The following is an 18604-nucleotide window of genomic DNA, read 5'->3' as shown; positions in this document are numbered from 1 at the left end:
CAGCTTCGCCCGGGAAAACGCCACAATAAAATGCCGCCGATCCCACAACTGCCGCACATACTCCCCCAGCCCCGGCCGGGCACCACTCACCGCGAGACCATGCGCGGCGGCGAGTTCCGATGGGGTCAGGGGTGCGGCCACGGGCCGGTCGAGGACGGCTGAGGGGGGCGAGGAGAACTCGGTCACCTGGGAACTTTCGGTAGGGGGGCACACCCGGAGACGGCCGGGCGCGAGACGCGGGCCCGGGGCGGGGTGAGGGCAGATGACATCACGTTGGAACGGGTGCGTTCCGTCGTGTCGTCAACGCTAGAGGAGGAGACGATGGAACACAAGCGTTCCATCGTCGAGTTAGGCTCGGGGCATGGATAAGGAGTCCCAAAAGCCGCGTCGCGCCCCCGCGGGGGCCGCCGCGTTCCGTGAGGACGTCACCCAGGCGATCCGCGCCGCCGTCTTCGAAGAGCTGGCCACCGTGGGGTACGCGCGTATGTCGATCGAGCGCGTCGCCCGCCGGGCCGGGGTGGGCAAGGCCGCCGTGTACCGCCGCTGGCGCTCGAAACTGCCCATCGTCCTCGACGTGGTCTCCGCCCTCGCGGTCCAGGGCATGCCGGCCCCGGACACGGGCAGCCTGCTCGGCGACGTACAAGCGCTCCTGAAGGTGACCGCGCGGCTGCTGCAGCACCCCATGGCCGCCCAGATCCTCCCCGACCTGCTCGCAGAGGCGGCACGCAACCCGGACATCGCCCAGGCCCTGCAGGCGGCGGTGCGCGACTCCCAGCGCGGTATAGCGGAAACGATCGTCCAGCACGCCGTCGCCCGGGGCGAGCTATCCGCCGACACCAGCGTCGACCTCGCCCTCGACCTCGCCTGCGGTCCCCTTTACTGGCGCCTGGTCATGGTGCGCTCCCCCCTCCCCGCGGGCTATCTGGACGGCCTCGCGCGGGCCACCACCGCCGCCCTGGGCGCGGCGCGTACGGACCGCTGAGGGGCCTCCCGGAGAGCCGCGGTTCTGCGAACGGCCGCCGCGGACCTCCGGATTCGCGCGCGCCGTCAACCGCGTGCGACCGGCCCCCCGCCCCTGCGAGTGCAGCCCGGCGCGTGCCCCTGACCGCCGCCGTTTTCCGCCCTACGGTCTGACCATGGCCCGTTCCGGAGCATCACCCGCAGACCGCGCCGAGCACTTCGTCTGGCTGACCGCCCGCGTGCTCGAACAACGCCGATTCGCCTATCACTTCCTCGACGACAGCGCCCGCAACGCCGACGCCGTCGAGACCGCGCTCACCGCCTACCTGGGGGAGGACGGCGGCTACGGCTACGCCCTGGAGCCCGATGTGCGGGGCCCGGTGAGCCAGCCGCTGCACGTCGCGCACGCGCTGCGCGTCCTGGACGGTATCGGCCGCTGCGGCGGTCAGCGGGTGGAGCGCGTCTGCCGCTATCTGACCGGCATCTCGACCCCGGAGGGCGCGCTGCCCGCGCTCCACCCCTCGCTGCGCGGCTATCCGGCCGCCCCCTGGATGCCGATCGTGGACGACCCGCCGAGCGAACTGCTGACGACCGGCCCGGTGGTGGGGCTGCTGCACCGCAACGAGGTGTGGCACGCGTGGCTGTTCCGGGCCACCGACTACTGCTGGACCGCGGTGGAGTCGCTGGCGAAGACGCACCCCTACGAAGTCCTGGCGGCCGTCGCCTTCCTGGACGGCGCCCCGGACCGTACGCGCGCGCAGGCGGCCGCCCAGCGCCTCGGCGAGCTGGTGCGGGAGCAGCGGCTGGTCGTCCTGGAGCCGGAGCGGGCTGCGGACCACCCCTCGCCCGAGGGGTACGCGCCGGGCGAGCACCACTTCCCGCACGACTACGCCGCCACACCCGACTCCGTGGCCCGGCACTGGTTCTCCGACGCGGAGATGGACCGGTCGCTGGACTTCCTCGCGCGCTCCCAGGAGGAGGACGGCGGCTGGCCGGTCACCTGGCGCCAGTGGGCGCCGGGCACCGCCCTGGAGAGCCGCCCGATGGTGACCATCGAGGCGCTGCGGACCCTGCGCGCGTACGGGCGGCCCCTGTAGCGGCCGGCGGGCCCCGGGGCGGCGAGTTCGGCGCGGCCCCGCCCCGGTGGCCCTCAGGGGCGGTCCCGGTCAGCCGCCGAGCGCGCGTACGCCCGCGGTGACGACGACCGCGACGGCGATCACGAGCAGGAACGGGGCGCGCAGCACGAGCGCGACGGCCGCCGCGCCGAGCCCCGCCGCGCGGGCGTCGACGACGAGCCCGGTCCCGTGGCCGAAGGTCTGCTGCGCGGTGAGGGCCGCCAGCAGCGCCACGGGTACCAGCGCGGCGAGGCGTTTGACGAGGGGGCGGTCCAGCATCCCGGCGGGTACGGACAGGCCGAGCAGCTTGACGAGGTAGCAGCCGGCCGCGGTGACCGCTATGGCTATCCAGACGTTCATCGGCTGCCGCCCTCCTCGGGGACGTCACGGACGGTTTCGACGCTCTTACGGACGCCCCCTGGGGCGTCATTCGCGTCCCCTGGGCCGCCACGAGCATCACGCGGCTCCCTAGGGGACTCCCGATCGCCACCGTGCCCCTCCGGAGTGCGCGGCGCACGGAAGGCGCGTCCCTTGAGGGCGAGCACGAGAGGCGCGGCGAGCCCGGCGGCCAGCACGGGCACCCCCGCGGGCAGCAAAGGGGTGCACCCGAGCACGAGCAGGACGGCCAGCCCCGCCGTGGCCCGTTCGACGGCGCTCGTCAGCATGGGGGCGAGCAGGGCGAGGAAGACGGCCGGGCCGGCCGCGTCCAGCCCCCAGGCGTCGGTGTCGCCGAGCGCCGCGGCCCCGGCCGCCCCGGCGAGCGTGGAGAGGTTCCACAGCGCGTACAGGCTCAGGCCGGTGACGGTGAAGCCGATGCGGGCGCCGCGCCGGTCCGGCTGGGCGAACGCCACGAGCGAGGTCTCGTCGATGACCACCTGGGCGGCGAAGGGCCGCACGGCGCGCGGCAGTCGCAGCAGTGGGGAGAGCCGCAGGCCGTAGAACACGTTGCGGACGCCGAGGAAGAACGCGCCGGCCGCGGCGGTCAGCGGGTTGCCGCCCGCCGCGAGCGCGCCTACCAGGGCGAACTGCGAAGCCCCGGTGAAGACGAAGAGGCTGAGCGCGCAGGTCTGCGGCAGGCTCAGCCCGGCCCCCGCCGAGGTCACCCCGAAGGCGAAACCGGAGAGGCCGACCGCCACCCCGACGCCCAGGGCGTCCCGTACGACAGCCCGGTCGTCGCGCGCCACCGGCCCGGATGGCGGGCTCGACTCCGGGGCAGGTGCTGGGGAAGGCTCCGGGCGGCCCGGTATTCGCTCGCCCCGGGTGCCCTCTTCGGGGGCCGTCATCTCATCAGTGTCCGTCGTTCGCTTTGCCACATCGGCACGCTAGGAGCGGCCGTCCGACCAGGTCTTGTACGTTCTTGCGCCCCAGGCCACCGCACGTCCCCGGGCGGGCGGGGGTGTCGGGTTCACAAGGGAGCGGCACCCGGCTCGCCCGGGAGGGTATGGATCGCGGCGCGCTCCGTCACTCGGTACGGGCCTCCGTTCCGCCCGGGAGGACGCGGATCGCGGCGCGCTCGCGCCGGTACGCGCCGGGCGGTACGCCGACGATCCGCGTGAAGTGCCGGTTGAGGTGCGGCTGGTCCGTGAAGCCGACGGCGACGGCCGTCTCGGCCGGGGAGCTCCCGGTCTCCAGGAGACGGCGGGCGCGGCGTATCCGGGCGTTGGTGAGCCAGGCGTGCGGCGGCATCCCATAGGCGTCGCGGAAGGCGCGCAGCAAGGCGAAGGGGCTGGTGTCCAGTTCGGCCGCCAGCGTCGCCAGGGGCGGCGGGTCGGCTATGCGCTCTTCCAGGGCCGCGCGGGCCAGGAGGGCGTTGCGAGCCCCCGCGGTGCGGGGCGGGCGGGCCGGGAGCGGACGGCCGTGCACGCGCAGCAGGCGGGCGAGGACGAGGCGCAGCAGGCTGTCGGCGGCGAGCGCGTTGCCCTCCTCGGCCGCCCGGTGCACGGCGTTGATCAGGTGGGCGGCGCTCGGGTCGTCGACCACGGTCTCGGCGAACCCCGGAGTGCCGCGGATCGTGCCGAGTTCGGCCGCGACCTCCCGGATCACCTGCCCGGCGGGGTAGAGCGTGGCGTAGGCCCAGCCTTCGGGCGCCCCGGCGCGGGCGGTGTGCGCGACCTCGGGGTTGATCATGACGACGCTGCCGGAGCCGGCCCGTACGGTGCCGCTCGCCAGCCCGATCTCCTCGATGCCGCCGGTGACCGCGCCGAAGGTGAAGCCGTCGTGGGCGTGGCGCGGAAAGGTGTGCCGGACATAACGGGCGCGCAGCAGGTCGAGCCCCGGCAGCGGCGCGAAATGCCAGTGCCTGGCCCACTCGCTGGTCCCCGGCATCGCCTCGCCGTCCCCGTCATCGCTCGTACCGTGCGTTCCGGCCCCATTGTGCGCCGCCGCCGGCCGGCCCCGCCGCCGGCCCGTCCGCCCTCTCCGGCCGGTGGCCCTCAGCGCCCGACGGCCCCCGCCCTCACCCCTCCGACCTGGGCGTATCCCGGCCTACGGCTCATTGTCAGTGGGGCGGTGCACGATGGGGTCATGGCGAACGACCCGGCTTCGGCCCTCGCAGCGTTCTCCCCCGCGACCCGCGCGTGGTTCGAGGGGGCCTTCACCGCGCCCACGACCGCGCAGGCCGGGGCCTGGCGCGCGCTCGGCGAGGGATCGGACGTGTTGGTGGTCGCCCCGACCGGGTCCGGCAAGACCCTCGCCGCGTTCCTCGCCTCGCTCGACGCGCTGGCCGCCACGCCGCCGCCGGCCGAGCCGAAGAAGCGCTGCCGGGTGCTGTACGTGTCGCCCCTCAAGGCCCTCGCGGTGGACGTCGAGCGGAATCTGCGCAGCCCGCTGACCGGCATCCGCCAGGAGTCCGTACGGCTGGGGCTGCCCGAGCCCGAGATCCGGGTGGGCATCCGCTCGGGGGACACCCCGGCCGCCGAGCGCCGGTCCATCGCCAACCGGCCGCCGGACATTCTGATCACCACGCCCGAGTCGCTGTTCCTGATGCTCACCTCGTCCGCGCGGGACGCCCTCGCCGGGGTGGAGACGATCATCCTCGACGAGGTGCACGCCGTCGCGGGCACGAAGCGCGGCGCGCACCTCGCGCTGTCCCTGGAGCGGCTCGACGCGCTCCTGGACCGGCCGGCCCGGCGCATCGGGCTGTCGGCCACCGTGCGCCCCGTCGACGAGGTGGCACGCTATCTGTCCCCGCAGCGCAAGGTGGAGATCGTCCAGCCGCCCTCCGGCAAGGAGTTCGACCTCTCGGTGGTCGTCCCGGTGGAGGACCTGGGGGAGCTGAGCGGCGCCCCGGCCAGGGGCTCGGAGGACGCCGGGGACGGCGACAAGCCCTCGATCTGGCCGCATGTGGAGGAGCGGATCGCCGACCTCGTCCAGGCGCACCGCTCCACGATCGTCTTCGCCAACTCCCGGCGCCTCGCGGAGCGGCTGTGCAACCGCCTCAACGAGATCGCGTACGAGCGCGCCACCGGCGAACCGCTGCCCGAGCACCACTCCCCGGCCGAGCTGATGGCCGAAGCGGGCGCGGCCAGGGGCGCGCCCCCGGTGCTGGCCCGCGCCCACCACGGTTCGGTGTCCAAGGAGCAGCGGGCCGTGGTCGAGGAGGACCTCAAGGCGGGGCGGCTGCCCGCCGTCGTGGCCACCTCCAGCCTGGAGCTGGGCATCGACATGGGCGCGGTGGACCTCGTCGTCCAGGTCGAGTCCCCGCCGTCCGTCGCCTCCGGGCTCCAGCGGGTGGGCCGCGCCGGACACCAGGTGGGCGCCGTGTCGACCGGCGTCGTCTTCCCCAAGTACCGAGGCGATCTGGTGCAGGCCGCCGTGGTGACGGAGCGGATGCGCGAGGGCTCCATCGAGTCGCTGCGGGTGCCGGCCAACCCGCTGGACGTGCTCGCCCAGCAGATCGTCGCGATGGTGGCGCTCGACAGTTGGGACGTGGACGAGCTGCTGGCCCTCGTGCGGCGCGCGGCGCCCTTCGCCTCACTCCCCGAGTCCGCCTACACCTCGGTCCTCGACATGCTCGCGGGGCGGTATCCGTCCGACGCCTTCGCGGAACTCCGTCCCCGCCTGGTGTGGGACCGCGTCGCCGGTACGGTCGCGGGCCGCCCGGGCGCGCAGCGGCTGGCCGTCACCTCCGGCGGCACAATCCCCGACCGCGGTCTCTTCGGAGTCTTCCTGGCCGGCGCGGACCCCAAGAAGGGCGGCGGCCGGGTCGGCGAGCTCGACGAGGAGATGGTCTACGAGTCGCGCGCGGGCGACGTGTTCACCCTCGGCACCACGTCGTGGCGGATCGAGGACATCACCCGGGACCGCGTCCTGGTCTCGCCCGCGCCCGGTGTGCCCGGCCGCCTCCCGTTCTGGAAGGGCGACCAGCTCGGCCGCCCCCTCGAACTCGGCCGCGCCCTGGGGGCGTTCCTGCGCGAGATCGGCGGCCGGCCGCCCGAGGAGTCGCGGCGGCGGCTGCTGTCGGCGGGCCTCGACGCCTGGGCGGCGGACAACGTCCTGGCCTATCTGGACGAGCAGCGCCGCGCCTGCGGGCATGTGCCGGACGACCGTACGATCGTCGTGGAGCGCTTCCGCGACGAGCTGGGCGACTGGCGGGTGGTCGTCCACTCCCCGTTCGGCGCGCAGGTGCACGCCCCCTGGGCGCTGGCCCTGGGCGCCAAGCTCACCGAGCGGTACGGCATGGACGCCCAGGTCATGCACGCCGACGACGGGATCGTGCTGCGGCTGCCCGACGCGGATCTGATGGGGCTCGACCTCCTGGACGCCGACCCGGGGGCGCGGGGCACGGAGTTCGACCCCGAGCAGTCGCCGGTCGGCGCGGCGGACGTCGCCTTCGACAAGGGCGAGATCGGGCAGATCGTCACGGACCAGGTCGGCGGCTCCGCGCTGTTCGCCTCCCGGTTCCGCGAGTGCGCCGCGCGGGCCCTGCTGCTGCCGCGCCGCTCGCCGGGCAAGCGCACCCCCTTGTGGCAGCAGCGGCAGCGCGCCGCCCAGCTCCTCCAGGTGGCGAGCGAGTTCGGGTCGTTCCCGATCGTCCTCGAAGCGGTCCGCGAATGCCTCCAGGACGTCTTCGACGTGCCGGGCCTGACGGAGCTGATGGGCGACATCGAGTCCCGCCGTGTCCGGCTCGTCGAGGTCACCACGCCCGAACCGTCGCCCTTCGCGCGCTCGCTGCTCTTCGGCTACGTCGCCCAGTTCCTCTACGAGGGCGACTCCCCGCTCGCCGAGCGGCGCGCCGCCGCCCTCTCCCTCGACTCCCGGCTGCTGGCCGAGCTGCTCGGCCAGGCGGAGCTGCGCGAGCTGCTCGACGCCGACGTGCTCACGGAGCTGGAGAACGAGCTGCAGTGGCGCACGGAGGACCGCCGCCCCAAGGACGCCGAAGGCGTGGCCGACCTGCTGCGGCTCCTCGGGCCGCTCACCGACGCCGAGCTGGCGGAGCGCGGCGCCGAGCCGGGGTGGGCGGCCGCCCTCGCCGACGCGCGCCGCGCCATCCGCGTCCGTATCGCCGGGCAGGACCACTGGGCGGCCGTCGAGGACGCGGGGCGGCTCCGCGACGCCCTCGGCACAGCGCTCCCCGTCGGCGTGCCCGAGGCGTTCACCGAGCCCGTCAAGGACCCGCTCGGCGACCTCCTCGCCCGCTTCGCCCGCACCCACGGCCCCTTCACCTCGGCGCAGGCCGCCGGGCGCTTCGGCCTCGGCACGGCCGTGACGGACGGGGCGCTGCACCGCCTCGCCGCGAACGGCCGTGTCGTGCAAGGGGAGTTCCACCCCTCGGGCATCGGCCAGGAGTGGTGCGAGACCACGGTGCTGCGGCGGCTGCGCCGACGCTCCCTGGCAGCGCTCCGGCACGAGCTGGAGCCGGTGGCGCCGCCGGCCCTGGCCGCGTTCCTCCCCCAGTGGCAGCACATCGGCACGCATAGCCTGCGTGGCGTCGACGGACTGGTGCGCGCCGTCGAGCAGTTGCAGGGCGCGCCGGTCCCGGCCTCGGCCCTGGAGAGGCTGGTGCTGCCCGGCCGCGTCACGGGCTACAGTCCCGCGATGCTCGACGAGCTGACGGCCTCCGGCGAGATCGTCTGGGCCGGCGCCGGGGCGCTCCCCGGCAAGGACGGCTGGATCTCCCTGTACGTGGCCGACGCCGCGCCCCTGCTGCTGCCCGCCCCGCATCCGCTGGAGCTCTCCCCGCTCCACCAGGCCGTCCTGGAGGCCCTGGCCGGGGGCTACGGCCTGTTCTTCCGCCAGATCTCCGACCAGGTGCGCGCGTCGCACCCGGAGGCGGCCGACGCGCAACTGGCGGACGCCGTATGGGACCTGGCCTGGTCCGGGCGGCTCACCAATGACACCCTCGCGCCGCTCCGCTCCCTCCTCGGCTCCGGCCGTACGGCGGGCGCCACGGCGCACCGGGCGAAACGCGCCGTCCCCCGCGGCCGCTACGGGGCCCTCACCGGCCGTTCGGGCGCGGGCCTGCGGCCCACCGCGTCGCGCGGCGGACCGCCGACCGTCGCGGGCCGCTGGTCGCTGCTCCCCGCCCCGGAGCCCGAACCGACCCACCGGGCGCACGCCCTGGCCCGTACGCTCCTCGACCGGCACGGCGTCGTGACGCGCGGCGCGGTGGCCGCGGAGGGCGTGGAGGGCGGCTTCTCGGCGGCGTACCGCGTGCTGTCCGTCTTCGAGGAGAGCGGTCAGGCCCGGCGCGGCTATGTGGTCGAGGGGCTGGGCGCGGCCCAGTTCGCCATGGAGGGCGCGGTCGACCGGCTGCGCGCGGTCGGCAACGCCCGCGAGCGCGCCATCGCCGGCGACGGACCCGACCCGAAGGACAGCAGACGCGCCGCCGTGCTGGCGGCCGCGGACCCCGCCAACGCCTACGGAGCCGCTCTGCCCTGGCCGGAGCCGCCTCCGGGCGTGACCCACAAACCGGGCCGGAAGGCCGGCTCCCTGGTCGTCCTGCTCGACGGCGACCTCGCCCTCTACATGGAGCGCGGCGGCAAGACCCTCCTCGCCTGGCCCCCGGACGGCCCCCAGGCCGATGAGTCCGGGGAGTCCGGAGAGGGTGCCTACGGGGGCCGGTTCCAGGCGGCGACCCAGGCACTGGCCCAGGCGGCGCGCGCGGGGGCCTTGGGCACCGTCACGGTCGAGCGGATCAACGGCTCCGCCGCGCTCTCCTCCCCCATGGGCAGCGCCCTGGAGGCCGCGGGCTTCCACGCCACACCACGGGGGTGGCGCCTGCGCGCCCCATGAGGAGGGAGAAGGGTCACGGCACGGGGACGGCCGTACGCGGAGGCGGGCGCCCGAAACCGTACGCTCGGGCCGTCCTGGGCGCTGGGGCCGCGCCGCGCGGGGCCCGACCGCGCGGCATCATGGTCCGTATGCCCGAAGGAGACACCGTCTGGCGCACCGCACACCGCCTGCATCAGGCCCTCGCGGGCGACCGCCTGGTCCGCTGCGACCTGCGCGTACCGCGCCTGGCGACCTCCGACCTCACCGGCCGCCTCGTCGCCGACGTGACGGCGCGCGGCAAGCATCTGCTGACCCGCGTCGAAGGCGGCCTCACCCTCCACTCCCACCTGCGCATGGAGGGCGCCTGGCAGATCTACGCCCCCGGCGAGCGGTGGCGCGGCGGGCCGCGGCACCAGATCCGCGCCATCCTCGGCACGGCGGAGCGCACCGCCGTCGGCTACCGCCTCCCCGTCCTCGATCTCCTGCGCACCGCCGACGAATCGAAGGTCGTCGGACACCTCGGCCCCGACCTGCTCGGCCCCGACTGGGACCCCGAGGAGGCCCTGCGCAGACTGCTCGCCGAACCGGCCCGGCCTCTCGGCGAGGCCATGCTGGACCAGCGCAACCTGGCCGGCATCGGCAATGTGTACAAGTCGGAACTGTGCTTCCTGCTGCGCGCCTCCCCGTGGCTGCCGATCGGCCGGTTGCCGGCCCCTGAGCGGCTGCCGGCGCTCGCGCGGAAACTGCTCGAAGTCAACAAGTCCCGCCCCGCCCGCGTCACCACGGCGGACCCGCGCGCGGACCGCCGCCTGTGGGTGTACGGGCGCGCGGGCCGGCCGTGCCTGCGGTGCGCGACACCGGTCCGCGCCGCCGACCAGGGCGGCGGCAGCCAGGAGCGCGTCACCTACTGGTGCCCGCACTGCCAGCCGGACCCCGCCCAGTAGTTGACGCCCCGTCAGTTATGGCCGTACGGTCCCGACATGCCCCTCACGGCGTACGACCTCACCGGACGGACCGCCCTGATCACCGGCGCCGCCAGCGGAATCGGCCGCTCCACGGCGCTCCTGCTGGCCGAGGCCGGGGCCTCGGTGCACTGCGCCGACCTCGACGCGCGGGGCGCCGAGCAGACCGCCGACGAGATCCGCGACAGCGGCGGCAAGGCCCGCCACCACGCGCTCGACGTCAGCGACCGGACGCAGGTGGCAGCGACCGTGGCGGAGGCCGTACGGGCCGACGGCCGCCTCGATGTCATGGCCGGCATCGCGGGCATCATGCACCGCAGCACGGTCCTGGACACCTCCGACGCGGACCTCGACCGGGTACTCGCCGTCAACTTCAAGGGCGTGCTGTACGGCTGCCAGGAAGCGGCCCGCGTGATGATCGCCCAGGGCCACGGCGGCAGCATCATCACCATGACCTCCGGGGTGATCGACACGGGCGCGCCGGAACTGCTCTGCTACGGCGCGGCCAAAGCCGCCGTCTACCAGCTCACCAAGACCCTGGCCACCGAGGTCGGCCGGCACGGCATCCGCGTCAACGCCGTCGCGCCGGGCTGGATCCGTACGCCCATGACCGACCGGCACATCGGCGATGACCAGAGGTTCGGGGAGCAGAGGATGGCCCAGCTCTCCCCGCTGGGCCGAGTGGGTGACCCGCAGGACATCGCCCACGCCGTACTGCATCTGGCATCGGACGCCTCGGCCTTCACGACCGGCCAGATCCTCCGCACCAACGGCGGCGTCCATATGCCCTGGTGACCTCGGTGGGACCGGTCGCGGCAGGACGGATTGCGAGAGGATCGGTCGCGAGAGGATCGGTCGCGAGAGGATCGATCGCGGCAGGTCCGGTCGCGGCAGGCTCGGCCAATGGCTCGGGAGTCCGTATACCCTCGGCCTCCCGGATCGGGGCGCCAGCGCCTCGCACGCCCTCGGAACGCGGCTGACGGCCGCGGCGCCCACCGCCCCCGCGGTCCTTCTTCGACCACGGCACACAGTGCACCGGCAGCAGGCTCAGCCCCCAGCCCCCGGCGACGACGGCCCCTTCGACGGGCCCGACCCGCCCCGGCTCCACGAGCAGCCGGAGCACGGCCCACCACCACAAACCGCCGATGACCAGCGCCAATGCCCACCCCACCGGCCCACGGGAGGGGCCCAAGCCCCAGAAGTCACGCCGGGCCATGGCTGCCTCCTTCGGCCGACGCCAGTGCCCCACCCGGCAAGCTCTACCCCGTCGCACCGCCCTGCACGCGACGCTCGTTCGAGGCAAACTTCGAGGCAAACATCGCCGGCCACGGCGCCGGACGGGCGTTCCACCGCCCCGGCAGGGCGCACCGGGGGCACCAGCAGCGCGCGATACGAACGTACGCGCCCATCGGTCCCCGGTGCCGCCGCCGGCGCCGGCTCGCCGCAGCCGATACGAGCCGTCAGGAACCCGACCGGCGGTCGTCCCCCGAACCCATCTGGTCGTTGAGCTTCTGCTGGGCGCTGTCGACCTGACCGCTGTACTTGCCCTGCGTCTTCTGGTCGAACGCGTCGCCCGCCTTGTCGACGCCCTTGCGGGCGGTGTCTTCGTGGCCCTTGATCAGCCCTTTGAGCTTGTCGAGCATGGACATGATCAACCTCCTTGCCTTTGGACCTGTGCTCCTCAGCATCACCGACCAACCCGGATCCCGCATCCGCACCGCGGACCACCGCCGGAGGCACCCCTCTCACCAGGCAAAACGCCGCTGACCGACCAGCGAGCCCGAGACGGCCCGCTCCAGGGGCTCCCCTCCGAGCCGGCCCGGGAACGGAACCAGCCCACCCCCGTCAGCGTCGATTCAGACCACACCCAAGATCACGACCACCGACGTCACGACCACTCACAAAAGGCCCAGCATGAACGGCACCGCAATCCGCTACCTCTACCTAGCACGGCACGGCGAGGCCACCGAGGACGAGAGCAGGCTCACGGACCACGGCGCCCAGCAGTCCGTACTGCTCGGCAAGCGGCTCCGCCACAGCCCCCTCGCCACCGTCCACCACGGCCCGCTCCCCCGCGCGGCACAGACCGCCCGGCTCATCTGCGACCAGCTCGACGGCGTCCGCCCGCAGCCGTCGGAACTGGCCGGGGACTACGTTCCCCACCTGCCGGAAAGAGACGAACTCCCGCCGGACGCGGCCGACACCATACTCACCCGCCTGTCCCAGTTCCCGGCCGAAGAGCGCGAAGGGGGCCCGGCGTTGGGCACGGCAGCCATGGCACGGTTCGCGGGACCCGTCGACGGCGACGAGCCGCGCCACGAACTCCTCGTCACCCACGCCTTCCTCATCAGTTGGTTCGTGCGGGCCGCCCTCGACGCCCCGAAATGGCGCTGGATAGGCATCAACCCCGCCAACGCCGGCCTGACGGTCATCCGTTACGCACCCGGCCGACCGGCCTCCCTCGTCTTCTTCAACGACACGGGGCACCTCCCCGAGGAGCTCCGCCGCCCCGGCCTCCCACCGGACCTCCGCGTATAACGACGCCGCGCGCATGGCGGCCGACGCCCTTCAGCCGAGGTTTCGGCCCGCTCCGCCGTCGCCCGCTCTCCCTTCGCGCGAGGCTCACACACTGTCGAGGAGGGCTTCGAGCGGGTCCGGCGCCCCGCCCCGTTCAAGAGCCTCCGCCAGCAGCCGGCCGTAGCGGATCTTGCGCCCCTTCCTCGTGCCCAGGAAGCGCCGCAACTGCTGATGGCGCAGGCTGCCGTGGTGCGCCGGCTGCCGCTGGAAGGTCTGCCAAGGACGCGAGTCGCCCTCGGCCCGGATGATCTCCTCGACCCGCGCCGCCCCCAGCGCGCGGATGAGTTCGTCCTCCAGATCCGCCACGCATACGAAGAAACTCCCGCGCTCCGCCCCGGCCCGCTCCAGCGCACGGTCGTAGAAGCGCCGCTCCCCCGCGTCGCACAGCCCCGCCAGCCGCAGGCCGAGCCCGGGAGGGCCGAGGAGCCCGGTGTAGCGGCCGACGCTCATCGCCCCGCCGATCGCCAGCACGCACACCCCTTCAGCGGCCAGGTCGCGGCCCCGCCACGCGGCCAGCGCCTCGACGGCCGCGAGATCGCTCGGCCCCTCCAGCAACACGGCCGTCCGCAGCCCCAACCGCTCCGCCAGCTCCCTCGCGGCATCATCAGACCCACCGGTAGCCCAGCGCCCGACCGCGTCCCGGAACGCCCGCATATCCGCCATGCCCCGAGTCTGCGCCCCGAGGCCCCGCACGGCACCCGATATCCGCCGCCCCTACCCGACGGCGTCATAGGAGCCCGTAAAAGTTCGTAAGAGCCCGTTAAGGTTCGTAAGAGCCTCGAAAAAGGAAAACGGCGGCGGCCCTCACCCATCGAGGTGAGGGCCGCCGCCCATCACGTCCGCTCCGGCGTTCCTACGAGCGGGGCGGCCGGAGCCGTCCCGGCGTTCCGTGGAAAGCGGCGAGCGGCAGGCCAGAACCTGCTCGGAGCGCCGTGCGCTCAGCCGTTCTCAGCCTGGAACATCCAGTGGTGCTTCTCCAGATCGGCCGTCAGGCCGATGATCAGGTCCTGGGTCACCGGGTCCGGCTCGTCCGTCGCGCGGATGCGCTCGCGCATCCGGCCGATGACGGCGCCGAGCGCCGACACCAGGATCTGCACCGCCTGGGTGTCCTTGTTCCAGCCTTCGCCGACCGTGTCGATGCCGCTCGTCTTCGCGACGGTCTCGGCCCGGCCATCCGGGGCGATGCCCAGGGCCGAGGCGCGCTCCGCCACCGTGTCGGCGTGCTGGCGCGCGGAGACCACGACGTCGTCGAGCTGCAGATGGATCGAGCGGAATCGGGGGCCCACGACGGTCCAGTGGACCTGCTTGGCCACGAGCGAGAGGTCGACCAGGTCCACGAGGGCACCCTGCAACGCCTCGCCGACGATCTTGCGGTCCTCATCGGACAGCGTGCTCTTCACCACAGACATCCGGCTACTCCTCTTCGGCTGACTGATCCGTTCCTTCCCCCGTGTTCCCACCATCGCACAATTGACACAGAACCGATCGAAATAGGCCGGGCCCCGGTCAGTCTCACTGACCGGGGCCCCGCAAAAGCACAAGCGCCGCTCTCAGGCCGCGACCACGTCCACGGCCTCCGCGGGCGCCTTGATGGTCACCCGCTCTCCTGGGACGCCCGTCACGGACGTCACGGACACCGAATTGAGCATCGGCCGCATCGGCGCGGGTACCGGCTCGCTCGCCGCCGCCGACTGCGCCAGCTCGGCGAGCGACAGTTCGTCGCTGACCTCGCGCATGACCTCGGACATCCGTACGTCCAGAGCATCGCAGATTGCGGAGAGAAGCTCGGAGGACGCCTCCTTCTGCCCCCGCTCGACCTCGGAGAGGTAACCGAGCGAGACCCTGGCTGAGGAAGAGACCTCGCGCAGAGTGCGGCCCTGGCGTTGGCGCTGCCGACGCAGCACGTCACCCAGCAGGCGACGGAGCAAAATCATCGGTGGCTCCCTCCTTGGACCGCGAATCCGGATCCTTCACGCCCCACCGTACCGCCTCGGAGTCCAGCCGTGCGGGGAGCGATGTCGTGTTCACTCAGGGCTGCAAACATCCAGAATCCCCACCATGTTCCGTATCCTGTGTCCGCGCATTTTCGATCAGTTCGCTCAGCAGTACCTCCAGCGCCATTCGGACGCTCTCCGCCCGGATGCCGGCGCGGTCCCCGTTCAGCGCCAGCTCCTGTACGGCGCCGGCGCCACCTGGGCCCACGACCGCGACGAACACCGTTCCCACCGGCTGTCCGTCCTGCGGTTCCGGGCCCGCGACCCCCGTCGTGGCGACGCCCCAGTCGGCGCCCAGCGCCCCGCGCACCCCGTCCGCCATCTGCCGGGCGACCTCGCCGTCGACCGCTCCGCGCGCGCTCAGCAGCCCGCCGTCCACGCCCAGGACCGCCGCCTTGACCTCGGTCGCGTACGCGGTCACCGAGCCCCTGAAGGCGCGTGAGGCGCCCGGTACGGCCGTCAGCTCGGCGGCCACCAGGCCGCCGGTGAGCGATTCGGCCGCAGCGACTGTCTCACCCCGCTCGGCCAGCGTCCTCAGCGCCTCGGCGGCGGCCCAGGTACCCACGGCCCGCGCCCCCGCGGCTCCCGCCTCATGGCTTCCCGCGTTCCCCGCGGCACCCGTCTCATGCACCCCCGCGGCGTCTGCCTCACACGCTCCCGCGCCCTCCACAGCCCCCGCCTCACGCGCTCCCCCGTCCACAGAACGGGCCCCCACACCGTCCCCCGTCACCGCACGGACTCCCGGCCGGCCCTCTCGCGTGCCGCCGCCAGCCCCGCCCGCCGCAGCACGACCGCCTGCCGTACGTAGTCGAGGCCCGTCAGCACCGTCAGCGCCACCGCCGCGGCCATCACCCACAGCCGGAACGTGGCCAGCGGCCCCGTCAGCGCCAGGATGTACATGCCCACCGCCGTGCCCTGCGCGAGCGTCTTCATCTTGCCGCCCCGGCTGGCCGGGATGACGCCGTGCTTGATGACCCAGAACCGCATCAGCGTGATGCCGATCTCGCGGAAGAGGATCACGCCCGTGACCCACCAGGGCAGGTCGCCCAGGGCGGAGAGGCAGATCAGCGCCGCCCCCATGATCGCCTTGTCCGCTATCGGGTCGGCGATCTTCCCGAAGTCGGTGACGAGGTTGTACCTACGGGCCAGGTGCCCGTCGAAGAGGTCGGTGATCATGGCGATCGCGAACGCGGCCCAGGCGAAGGAGCGCCAGGCCGGGTCGTAGCCGCCGTTGTGCAGCATCAACAAGACAAAGCCGGGCACAAGGAACAGCCGCACCATGGTGAGGATATTGGCGATGTTCCATAGTCCCGCCGGTGCCGCTGTCGCCGACGCCGTCGCCGAGCGCCCACCGGCGGCGGAGGCCGGGACTCCCGTCATCTGCGCGCCTCCTCGGTACAGCCGTCGTCGCCCAGCGGCTCGGCGATGAGGTCCACGCCCTCACTCGCCACCACCTTTGCCACGACCATACGGCCCGGCGCAAGATCACGGTCACCTGTGAGGATGGTCTGGCCATCGGTCTCGGGCGCCTGGTGCGCGGCCCTGCCGACCACCCCATCTCCCCCATCTTCTTCATCCACCCGGTCGACCAGCACCTCGACCGTCTCCCCGAGCCGCTCCTCGGCGCGCTGCGCGGTCAGCTCCTCCGCCAGCCGCGAGATCCGCTCCAGGCGCTCCGCGACGACCTCGGGGTCGAGCTTGTCGGTGTAACCGGCCGCCTCGGTGCCGTCCTCGTCGGAGTAACCGAAGACGCCGATGGCGTCCAGCCGCGCGCCGGTGAGGAAGCGTTCCAGCTCCGCGACGTCCTCCTCCGTCTCGCCGGGGAAGCCCACGATGAAGTTGGAGCGGGCGCCGGCCTGCGGGGCCTTGGCCCGCACCTGGTCGAGGAGGCCCAGGAATCTGTCGGTGTCGCCGAAGCGGCGCATCGCGCGCAGCACGCCGGGGGCGGAGTGCTGGAAGGACAGGTCGAAGTAGGGCGCGACCTTCTCCGTGGAGGTGAGCACGTCGATCAGGCCGGGCCGCATCTCGGCGGGCTGGAGGTAGCTGACCCGGATGCGCTCCAGGCCGTCGATCGCCGCGAGTTCCGGCAGCAGCGTCTCCAGCAGCCGGATGTCGCCGAGGTCCTTGCCGTACGAGGTGTTGTTCTCGGAGACCAGCATGATCTCCTTCACGCCCTGCTCGGCCAGCCAGCGGCTCTCGCCCAGTACGTCGGAGGGGCGGCGCGAGATGAAGGAGCCGCGGAAGGAGGGGATGGCGCAGAACGAGCAGCGCCGGTCGCACCCGGAGGCCAGCTTCACCGAGGCGACGGGGCTGGAGTCCAGGCGGCGGCGGAGCGGCGCGCGCGGGCCGGAGGCCGGGGCGACGCCGTCGGGGAGGTCTGCCGGGGGCGTGTCCTGGGCATGGCCGGGCAGCGAGACGGCGGCGGACTGCCGCTCGGCGGGGCTGATCGGCAGCAGCTTGCGGCGGTCTCGCGGCGTGTGCGAGGCGTGGATGCCGCCGGAGAGGATGGTCTGGAGGCGGTCGGAGATGTCGGCGTAGTCGTCGAAGCCGAGTACGCCGTCGGCTTCGGGCAGTTCCTTGGCGAGTTCCTTGCCGTATCGCTCGGCCATGCAGCCGACGGCCACCACGGCCTGCGTACGGGCTCTTCCCTCGCCCGCGGCGTCCTTGAGGTCGTTGGCTTCGAGCAGCGCGTCGACGGAGTCCTTCTTGGCGGCCTCGACGAATCCGCAGGTGTTGACGACGGCGACATCGGCATCGGCGGCGTCCTCGACGAGGTCCCAGCCGTCCGCTGCCAAGCGGCCTGCCAGCTCCTCCGAGTCCACCTCGTTACGGGCGCAGCCAAGTGTGACAAGAGCGACGGTACGGCGTTCGGGCATGGGGCTCAGCCTACTTTGTCCCGAGGCCGCCTCCGCTGCCACGTGCTGATGATCACCCTGCTTCGGGGTCGCCCTTGGTGTAGCTGAGCCGCTGGACCTGCCCGTTGTCCCCGACGTTCTTGATCTCCTTGCCGTTCACGAAGAGCTGTACGGCCCCGGCGTTGCCCAGGACGAGATCGATCCGCTTGTCGTCGGTGAAGGTCTTGGACGCGCCCTCCTTGAGCACCAACTCGTCCATCAGCCGCCCGTTGTGGTCCTTGGCGGAGATCCAGCTCGCCGCGTCGGTGGCGGTGACCTTGACGGTGACCTTGTTGGCGGGGGCCGCGGCGATGGCGCTCTCGGAGGGGTCGGGCTTGGGGTCGGCCGGCTTGCTGGGGCTGTGGGTGGGCGTGGCCGGCCGCGTCGTGGGACCGTCGGCCGCGACGGACCGGCCGCTGTCCTTCTCGCCGCCGCTGAAGAGGGTGAAGCCGACGAATCCGACGACGGCGACGATCGCGGCGACCATGGCCGCGGTCCAGTTGGGGCGCCTGGGCTCGGACCGGATGCGCTCGGCCTCGAAGAGCGGGGCCGCCGGGGTGGGCGACGGCCGGCCGCCGTGCTCGGCGTCGTACTGCGCGATGAGGTCGGCGGGGTCGAGGCCGACGGCGCGGGCGAGCGTGCGGATGTGTCCTCGGGCGTAGACGTGGCCGCCGCAGCGCGAGAAGTCGTCCTGCTCGATCGCGTGCACGATCGGGGCGCGCACGCGCGTGGTCGAACTGATCTCGTCGACGGTCAGTCCGGATTCGACGCGGGCCTGCCGGAGGCGGCGGCCGATGGAGGGGCGGCCGTCGTCGGGAGAGTTGCCGATGGACACGAGAGCGCCTTTCGAGCGTGCAGCCACCTGCTGAGGGTTCAGTCTAGGGGGGATC

At 73.4% G+C, this 18604-nt stretch carries 17 protein-coding genes and 1 pseudogene; 6 read left to right on the top strand and 12 right to left on the bottom strand.

The genetic code is table 11. The features are described 5' to 3' along the window. Nucleotides 1-186: pseudogene (locus tag IF55_RS37985) on the bottom strand (ABC transporter permease); the annotation flags it as partial. Between the two features lie 175 nt (nt 187-361). On the opposite strand from IF55_RS37985, the gene IF55_RS34845 reads away from it, so the two are divergent. Together IF55_RS34845 and IF55_RS34840 are read left to right on the top strand one after the other, a co-directional pair. Further along, nucleotides 362-982 (top strand): TetR/AcrR family transcriptional regulator, encoded by a 621-nt coding sequence (locus IF55_RS34845; protein WP_030892385.1) that lies wholly within the window; start codon nt 362-364, stop codon nt 980-982. Between the two features lie 154 nt (nt 983-1136). Then, nucleotides 1137-2057, top strand: coding sequence for a hypothetical protein (locus IF55_RS34840; protein ID WP_030892384.1), 921 nt, complete (start codon nt 1137-1139; stop codon nt 2055-2057). A gap of 69 nt (nt 2058-2126) precedes the next feature. Here the strand turns inward: IF55_RS34840 and IF55_RS34835 are convergent, their stop codons facing one another. From IF55_RS34835 to IF55_RS34825, 3 genes are all read right to left on the bottom strand, one after another. Next, nucleotides 2127-2435, bottom strand: coding sequence for an AzlD domain-containing protein (locus tag IF55_RS34835; protein WP_030892382.1), 309 nt, complete (start codon nt 2433-2435; stop codon nt 2127-2129). Then, nucleotides 2432-3358, bottom strand: a complete 927-nt coding sequence (locus IF55_RS34830) for an AzlC family ABC transporter permease (RefSeq protein WP_078645772.1) — start codon at nt 3356-3358, stop codon at nt 2432-2434. The genes IF55_RS34835 and IF55_RS34830 overlap by 4 nt, the downstream gene beginning before the upstream one ends. Before the next feature lie 178 nt (nt 3359-3536). Continuing rightward, nucleotides 3537-4400, bottom strand: a complete 864-nt coding sequence (locus IF55_RS34825) for an AraC family transcriptional regulator (RefSeq protein WP_030892380.1) — start codon at nt 4398-4400, stop codon at nt 3537-3539. 198 nt (nt 4401-4598) lie between these two features. On the opposite strand from IF55_RS34825, the gene IF55_RS34820 reads away from it, so the two are divergent. The 3 genes from IF55_RS34820 (at nt 4599) to IF55_RS34810 (ending at nt 11044) form a co-directional block, all read left to right on the top strand. Further along, the gene (locus IF55_RS34820; protein ID WP_030892378.1) at nt 4599-9308 is read left to right on the top strand and encodes an ATP-dependent helicase; all 4710 of its coding nucleotides are present in this window, start codon (nt 4599-4601) and stop codon (nt 9306-9308) included. Between the two features lie 128 nt (nt 9309-9436). After that, on the top strand, nt 9437-10231 hold the full coding sequence (locus tag IF55_RS34815; RefSeq protein ID WP_030892376.1) for an Fpg/Nei family DNA glycosylase: 795 nt from the start codon (nt 9437-9439) through the stop codon (nt 10229-10231). Nucleotides 10232-10267: 36 nt separating this feature from the next. Continuing rightward, nucleotides 10268-11044, top strand: a complete 777-nt coding sequence (locus IF55_RS34810) for an SDR family NAD(P)-dependent oxidoreductase (protein WP_030892374.1) — start codon at nt 10268-10270, stop codon at nt 11042-11044. 665 nt (nt 11045-11709) lie between these two features. Here IF55_RS34810 and IF55_RS34805 read toward each other — a convergent pair. After that, a complete protein-coding gene (locus tag IF55_RS34805) occupies nt 11710-11898 on the bottom strand; it encodes an antitoxin (protein WP_030892372.1) in 189 nt (62 codons plus the stop codon). A gap of 265 nt (nt 11899-12163) precedes the next feature. Between IF55_RS34805 and IF55_RS34800 the strand changes: the two genes are divergently transcribed. Further along, nucleotides 12164-12787: a histidine phosphatase family protein gene (locus IF55_RS34800; RefSeq protein WP_030892370.1), complete on the top strand. Its 624-nt coding sequence runs from the start codon at nt 12164-12166 to the stop codon at nt 12785-12787. Between the two features lie 84 nt (nt 12788-12871). On the opposite strand, the gene IF55_RS34795 is transcribed toward IF55_RS34800, so the two are convergent. The 7 genes from IF55_RS34795 to IF55_RS34765 form a co-directional block, all read right to left on the bottom strand. Beyond that, complete coding sequence (locus IF55_RS34795) at nt 12872-13489, bottom strand: TOPRIM nucleotidyl transferase/hydrolase domain-containing protein (RefSeq protein WP_030892369.1); 618 nt, start codon at nt 13487-13489, stop codon at nt 12872-12874. Nucleotides 13490-13764: 275 nt separating this feature from the next. After that, nucleotides 13765-14235, bottom strand: coding sequence for a Dps family protein (locus IF55_RS34790; RefSeq protein ID WP_030892368.1), 471 nt, complete (start codon nt 14233-14235; stop codon nt 13765-13767). 141 nt (nt 14236-14376) lie between these two features. After that, complete coding sequence (locus tag IF55_RS34785) at nt 14377-14760, bottom strand: helix-turn-helix domain-containing protein (protein WP_030892367.1); 384 nt, start codon at nt 14758-14760, stop codon at nt 14377-14379. A gap of 94 nt (nt 14761-14854) precedes the next feature. Then, the gene (locus IF55_RS34780; protein WP_030892364.1) at nt 14855-15385 is read right to left on the bottom strand and encodes a CinA family protein; all 531 of its coding nucleotides are present in this window, start codon (nt 15383-15385) and stop codon (nt 14855-14857) included. Nucleotides 15386-15546: 161 nt separating this feature from the next. Continuing rightward, entirely contained in the window at nt 15547-16200 is a 654-nt protein-coding gene (gene pgsA / locus IF55_RS34775; protein ID WP_037967345.1) for a CDP-diacylglycerol--glycerol-3-phosphate 3-phosphatidyltransferase, read from the bottom strand. Then, entirely contained in the window at nt 16197-17696 is a 1500-nt protein-coding gene (gene rimO, locus IF55_RS34770; protein WP_030892358.1) for a 30S ribosomal protein S12 methylthiotransferase RimO, read from the bottom strand. Before rimO ends, pgsA begins: the two co-directional genes overlap by 4 nt. A gap of 52 nt (nt 17697-17748) precedes the next feature. Next, nucleotides 17749-18549: a helix-turn-helix domain-containing protein gene (locus IF55_RS34765; RefSeq protein WP_030892355.1), complete on the bottom strand. Its 801-nt coding sequence runs from the start codon at nt 18547-18549 to the stop codon at nt 17749-17751. Nucleotides 18550-18604 lie beyond the last annotated feature (55 nt).

The sequence above is a fragment of the Streptomyces varsoviensis genome (genome assembly GCF_000718635.1).
In the GTDB taxonomy this organism is placed as follows: Bacteria; Actinomycetota; Actinomycetes; order Streptomycetales; family Streptomycetaceae; genus Streptomyces; species Streptomyces varsoviensis.
The sequence above is the reverse complement of the archived record's forward strand: the minus strand, read 5'-3'. Positions and strand labels throughout refer to the sequence as shown.

Excerpts from the sequence above, each read along its gene's own strand:
- IF55_RS34805 (WP_030892372.1), bottom strand. The coding sequence starts at position 11,898 with ATGTCCATGCTCGACAAGCTCAAAGGGCTGATCAAGGGCCACGAAGAC.
- IF55_RS34815 (WP_030892376.1), top strand. The coding sequence starts at position 9,437 with ATGCCCGAAGGAGACACCGTCTGGCGCACCGCACACCGCCTGCATCAG.
- IF55_RS34830 (WP_078645772.1), bottom strand. The coding sequence starts at position 3,358 with ATGACGGCCCCCGAAGAGGGCACCCGGGGCGAGCGAATACCGGGCCGC.
- IF55_RS34785 (WP_030892367.1), bottom strand. The coding sequence starts at position 14,760 with ATGATTTTGCTCCGTCGCCTGCTGGGTGACGTGCTGCGTCGGCAGCGC.
- IF55_RS34845 (WP_030892385.1), top strand. The coding sequence starts at position 362 with ATGGATAAGGAGTCCCAAAAGCCGCGTCGCGCCCCCGCGGGGGCCGCC.
- rimO (WP_030892358.1), bottom strand. The coding sequence starts at position 17,696 with ATGCCCGAACGCCGTACCGTCGCTCTTGTCACACTTGGCTGCGCCCGT.
- IF55_RS34835 (WP_030892382.1), bottom strand. The coding sequence starts at position 2,435 with ATGAACGTCTGGATAGCCATAGCGGTCACCGCGGCCGGCTGCTACCTC.
- IF55_RS34840 (WP_030892384.1), top strand. The coding sequence starts at position 1,137 with ATGGCCCGTTCCGGAGCATCACCCGCAGACCGCGCCGAGCACTTCGTC.
- IF55_RS34810 (WP_030892374.1), top strand. The coding sequence starts at position 10,268 with ATGCCCCTCACGGCGTACGACCTCACCGGACGGACCGCCCTGATCACC.
- IF55_RS34825 (WP_030892380.1), bottom strand. The coding sequence starts at position 4,400 with ATGCCGGGGACCAGCGAGTGGGCCAGGCACTGGCATTTCGCGCCGCTG.
- IF55_RS34795 (WP_030892369.1), bottom strand. The coding sequence starts at position 13,489 with ATGGCGGATATGCGGGCGTTCCGGGACGCGGTCGGGCGCTGGGCTACC.
- IF55_RS34800 (WP_030892370.1), top strand. The coding sequence starts at position 12,164 with ATGAACGGCACCGCAATCCGCTACCTCTACCTAGCACGGCACGGCGAG.
- IF55_RS34790 (WP_030892368.1), bottom strand. The coding sequence starts at position 14,235 with ATGTCTGTGGTGAAGAGCACGCTGTCCGATGAGGACCGCAAGATCGTC.
- pgsA (WP_037967345.1), bottom strand. The coding sequence starts at position 16,200 with ATGACGGGAGTCCCGGCCTCCGCCGCCGGTGGGCGCTCGGCGACGGCG.
- IF55_RS34820 (WP_030892378.1), top strand. The coding sequence starts at position 4,599 with ATGGCGAACGACCCGGCTTCGGCCCTCGCAGCGTTCTCCCCCGCGACC.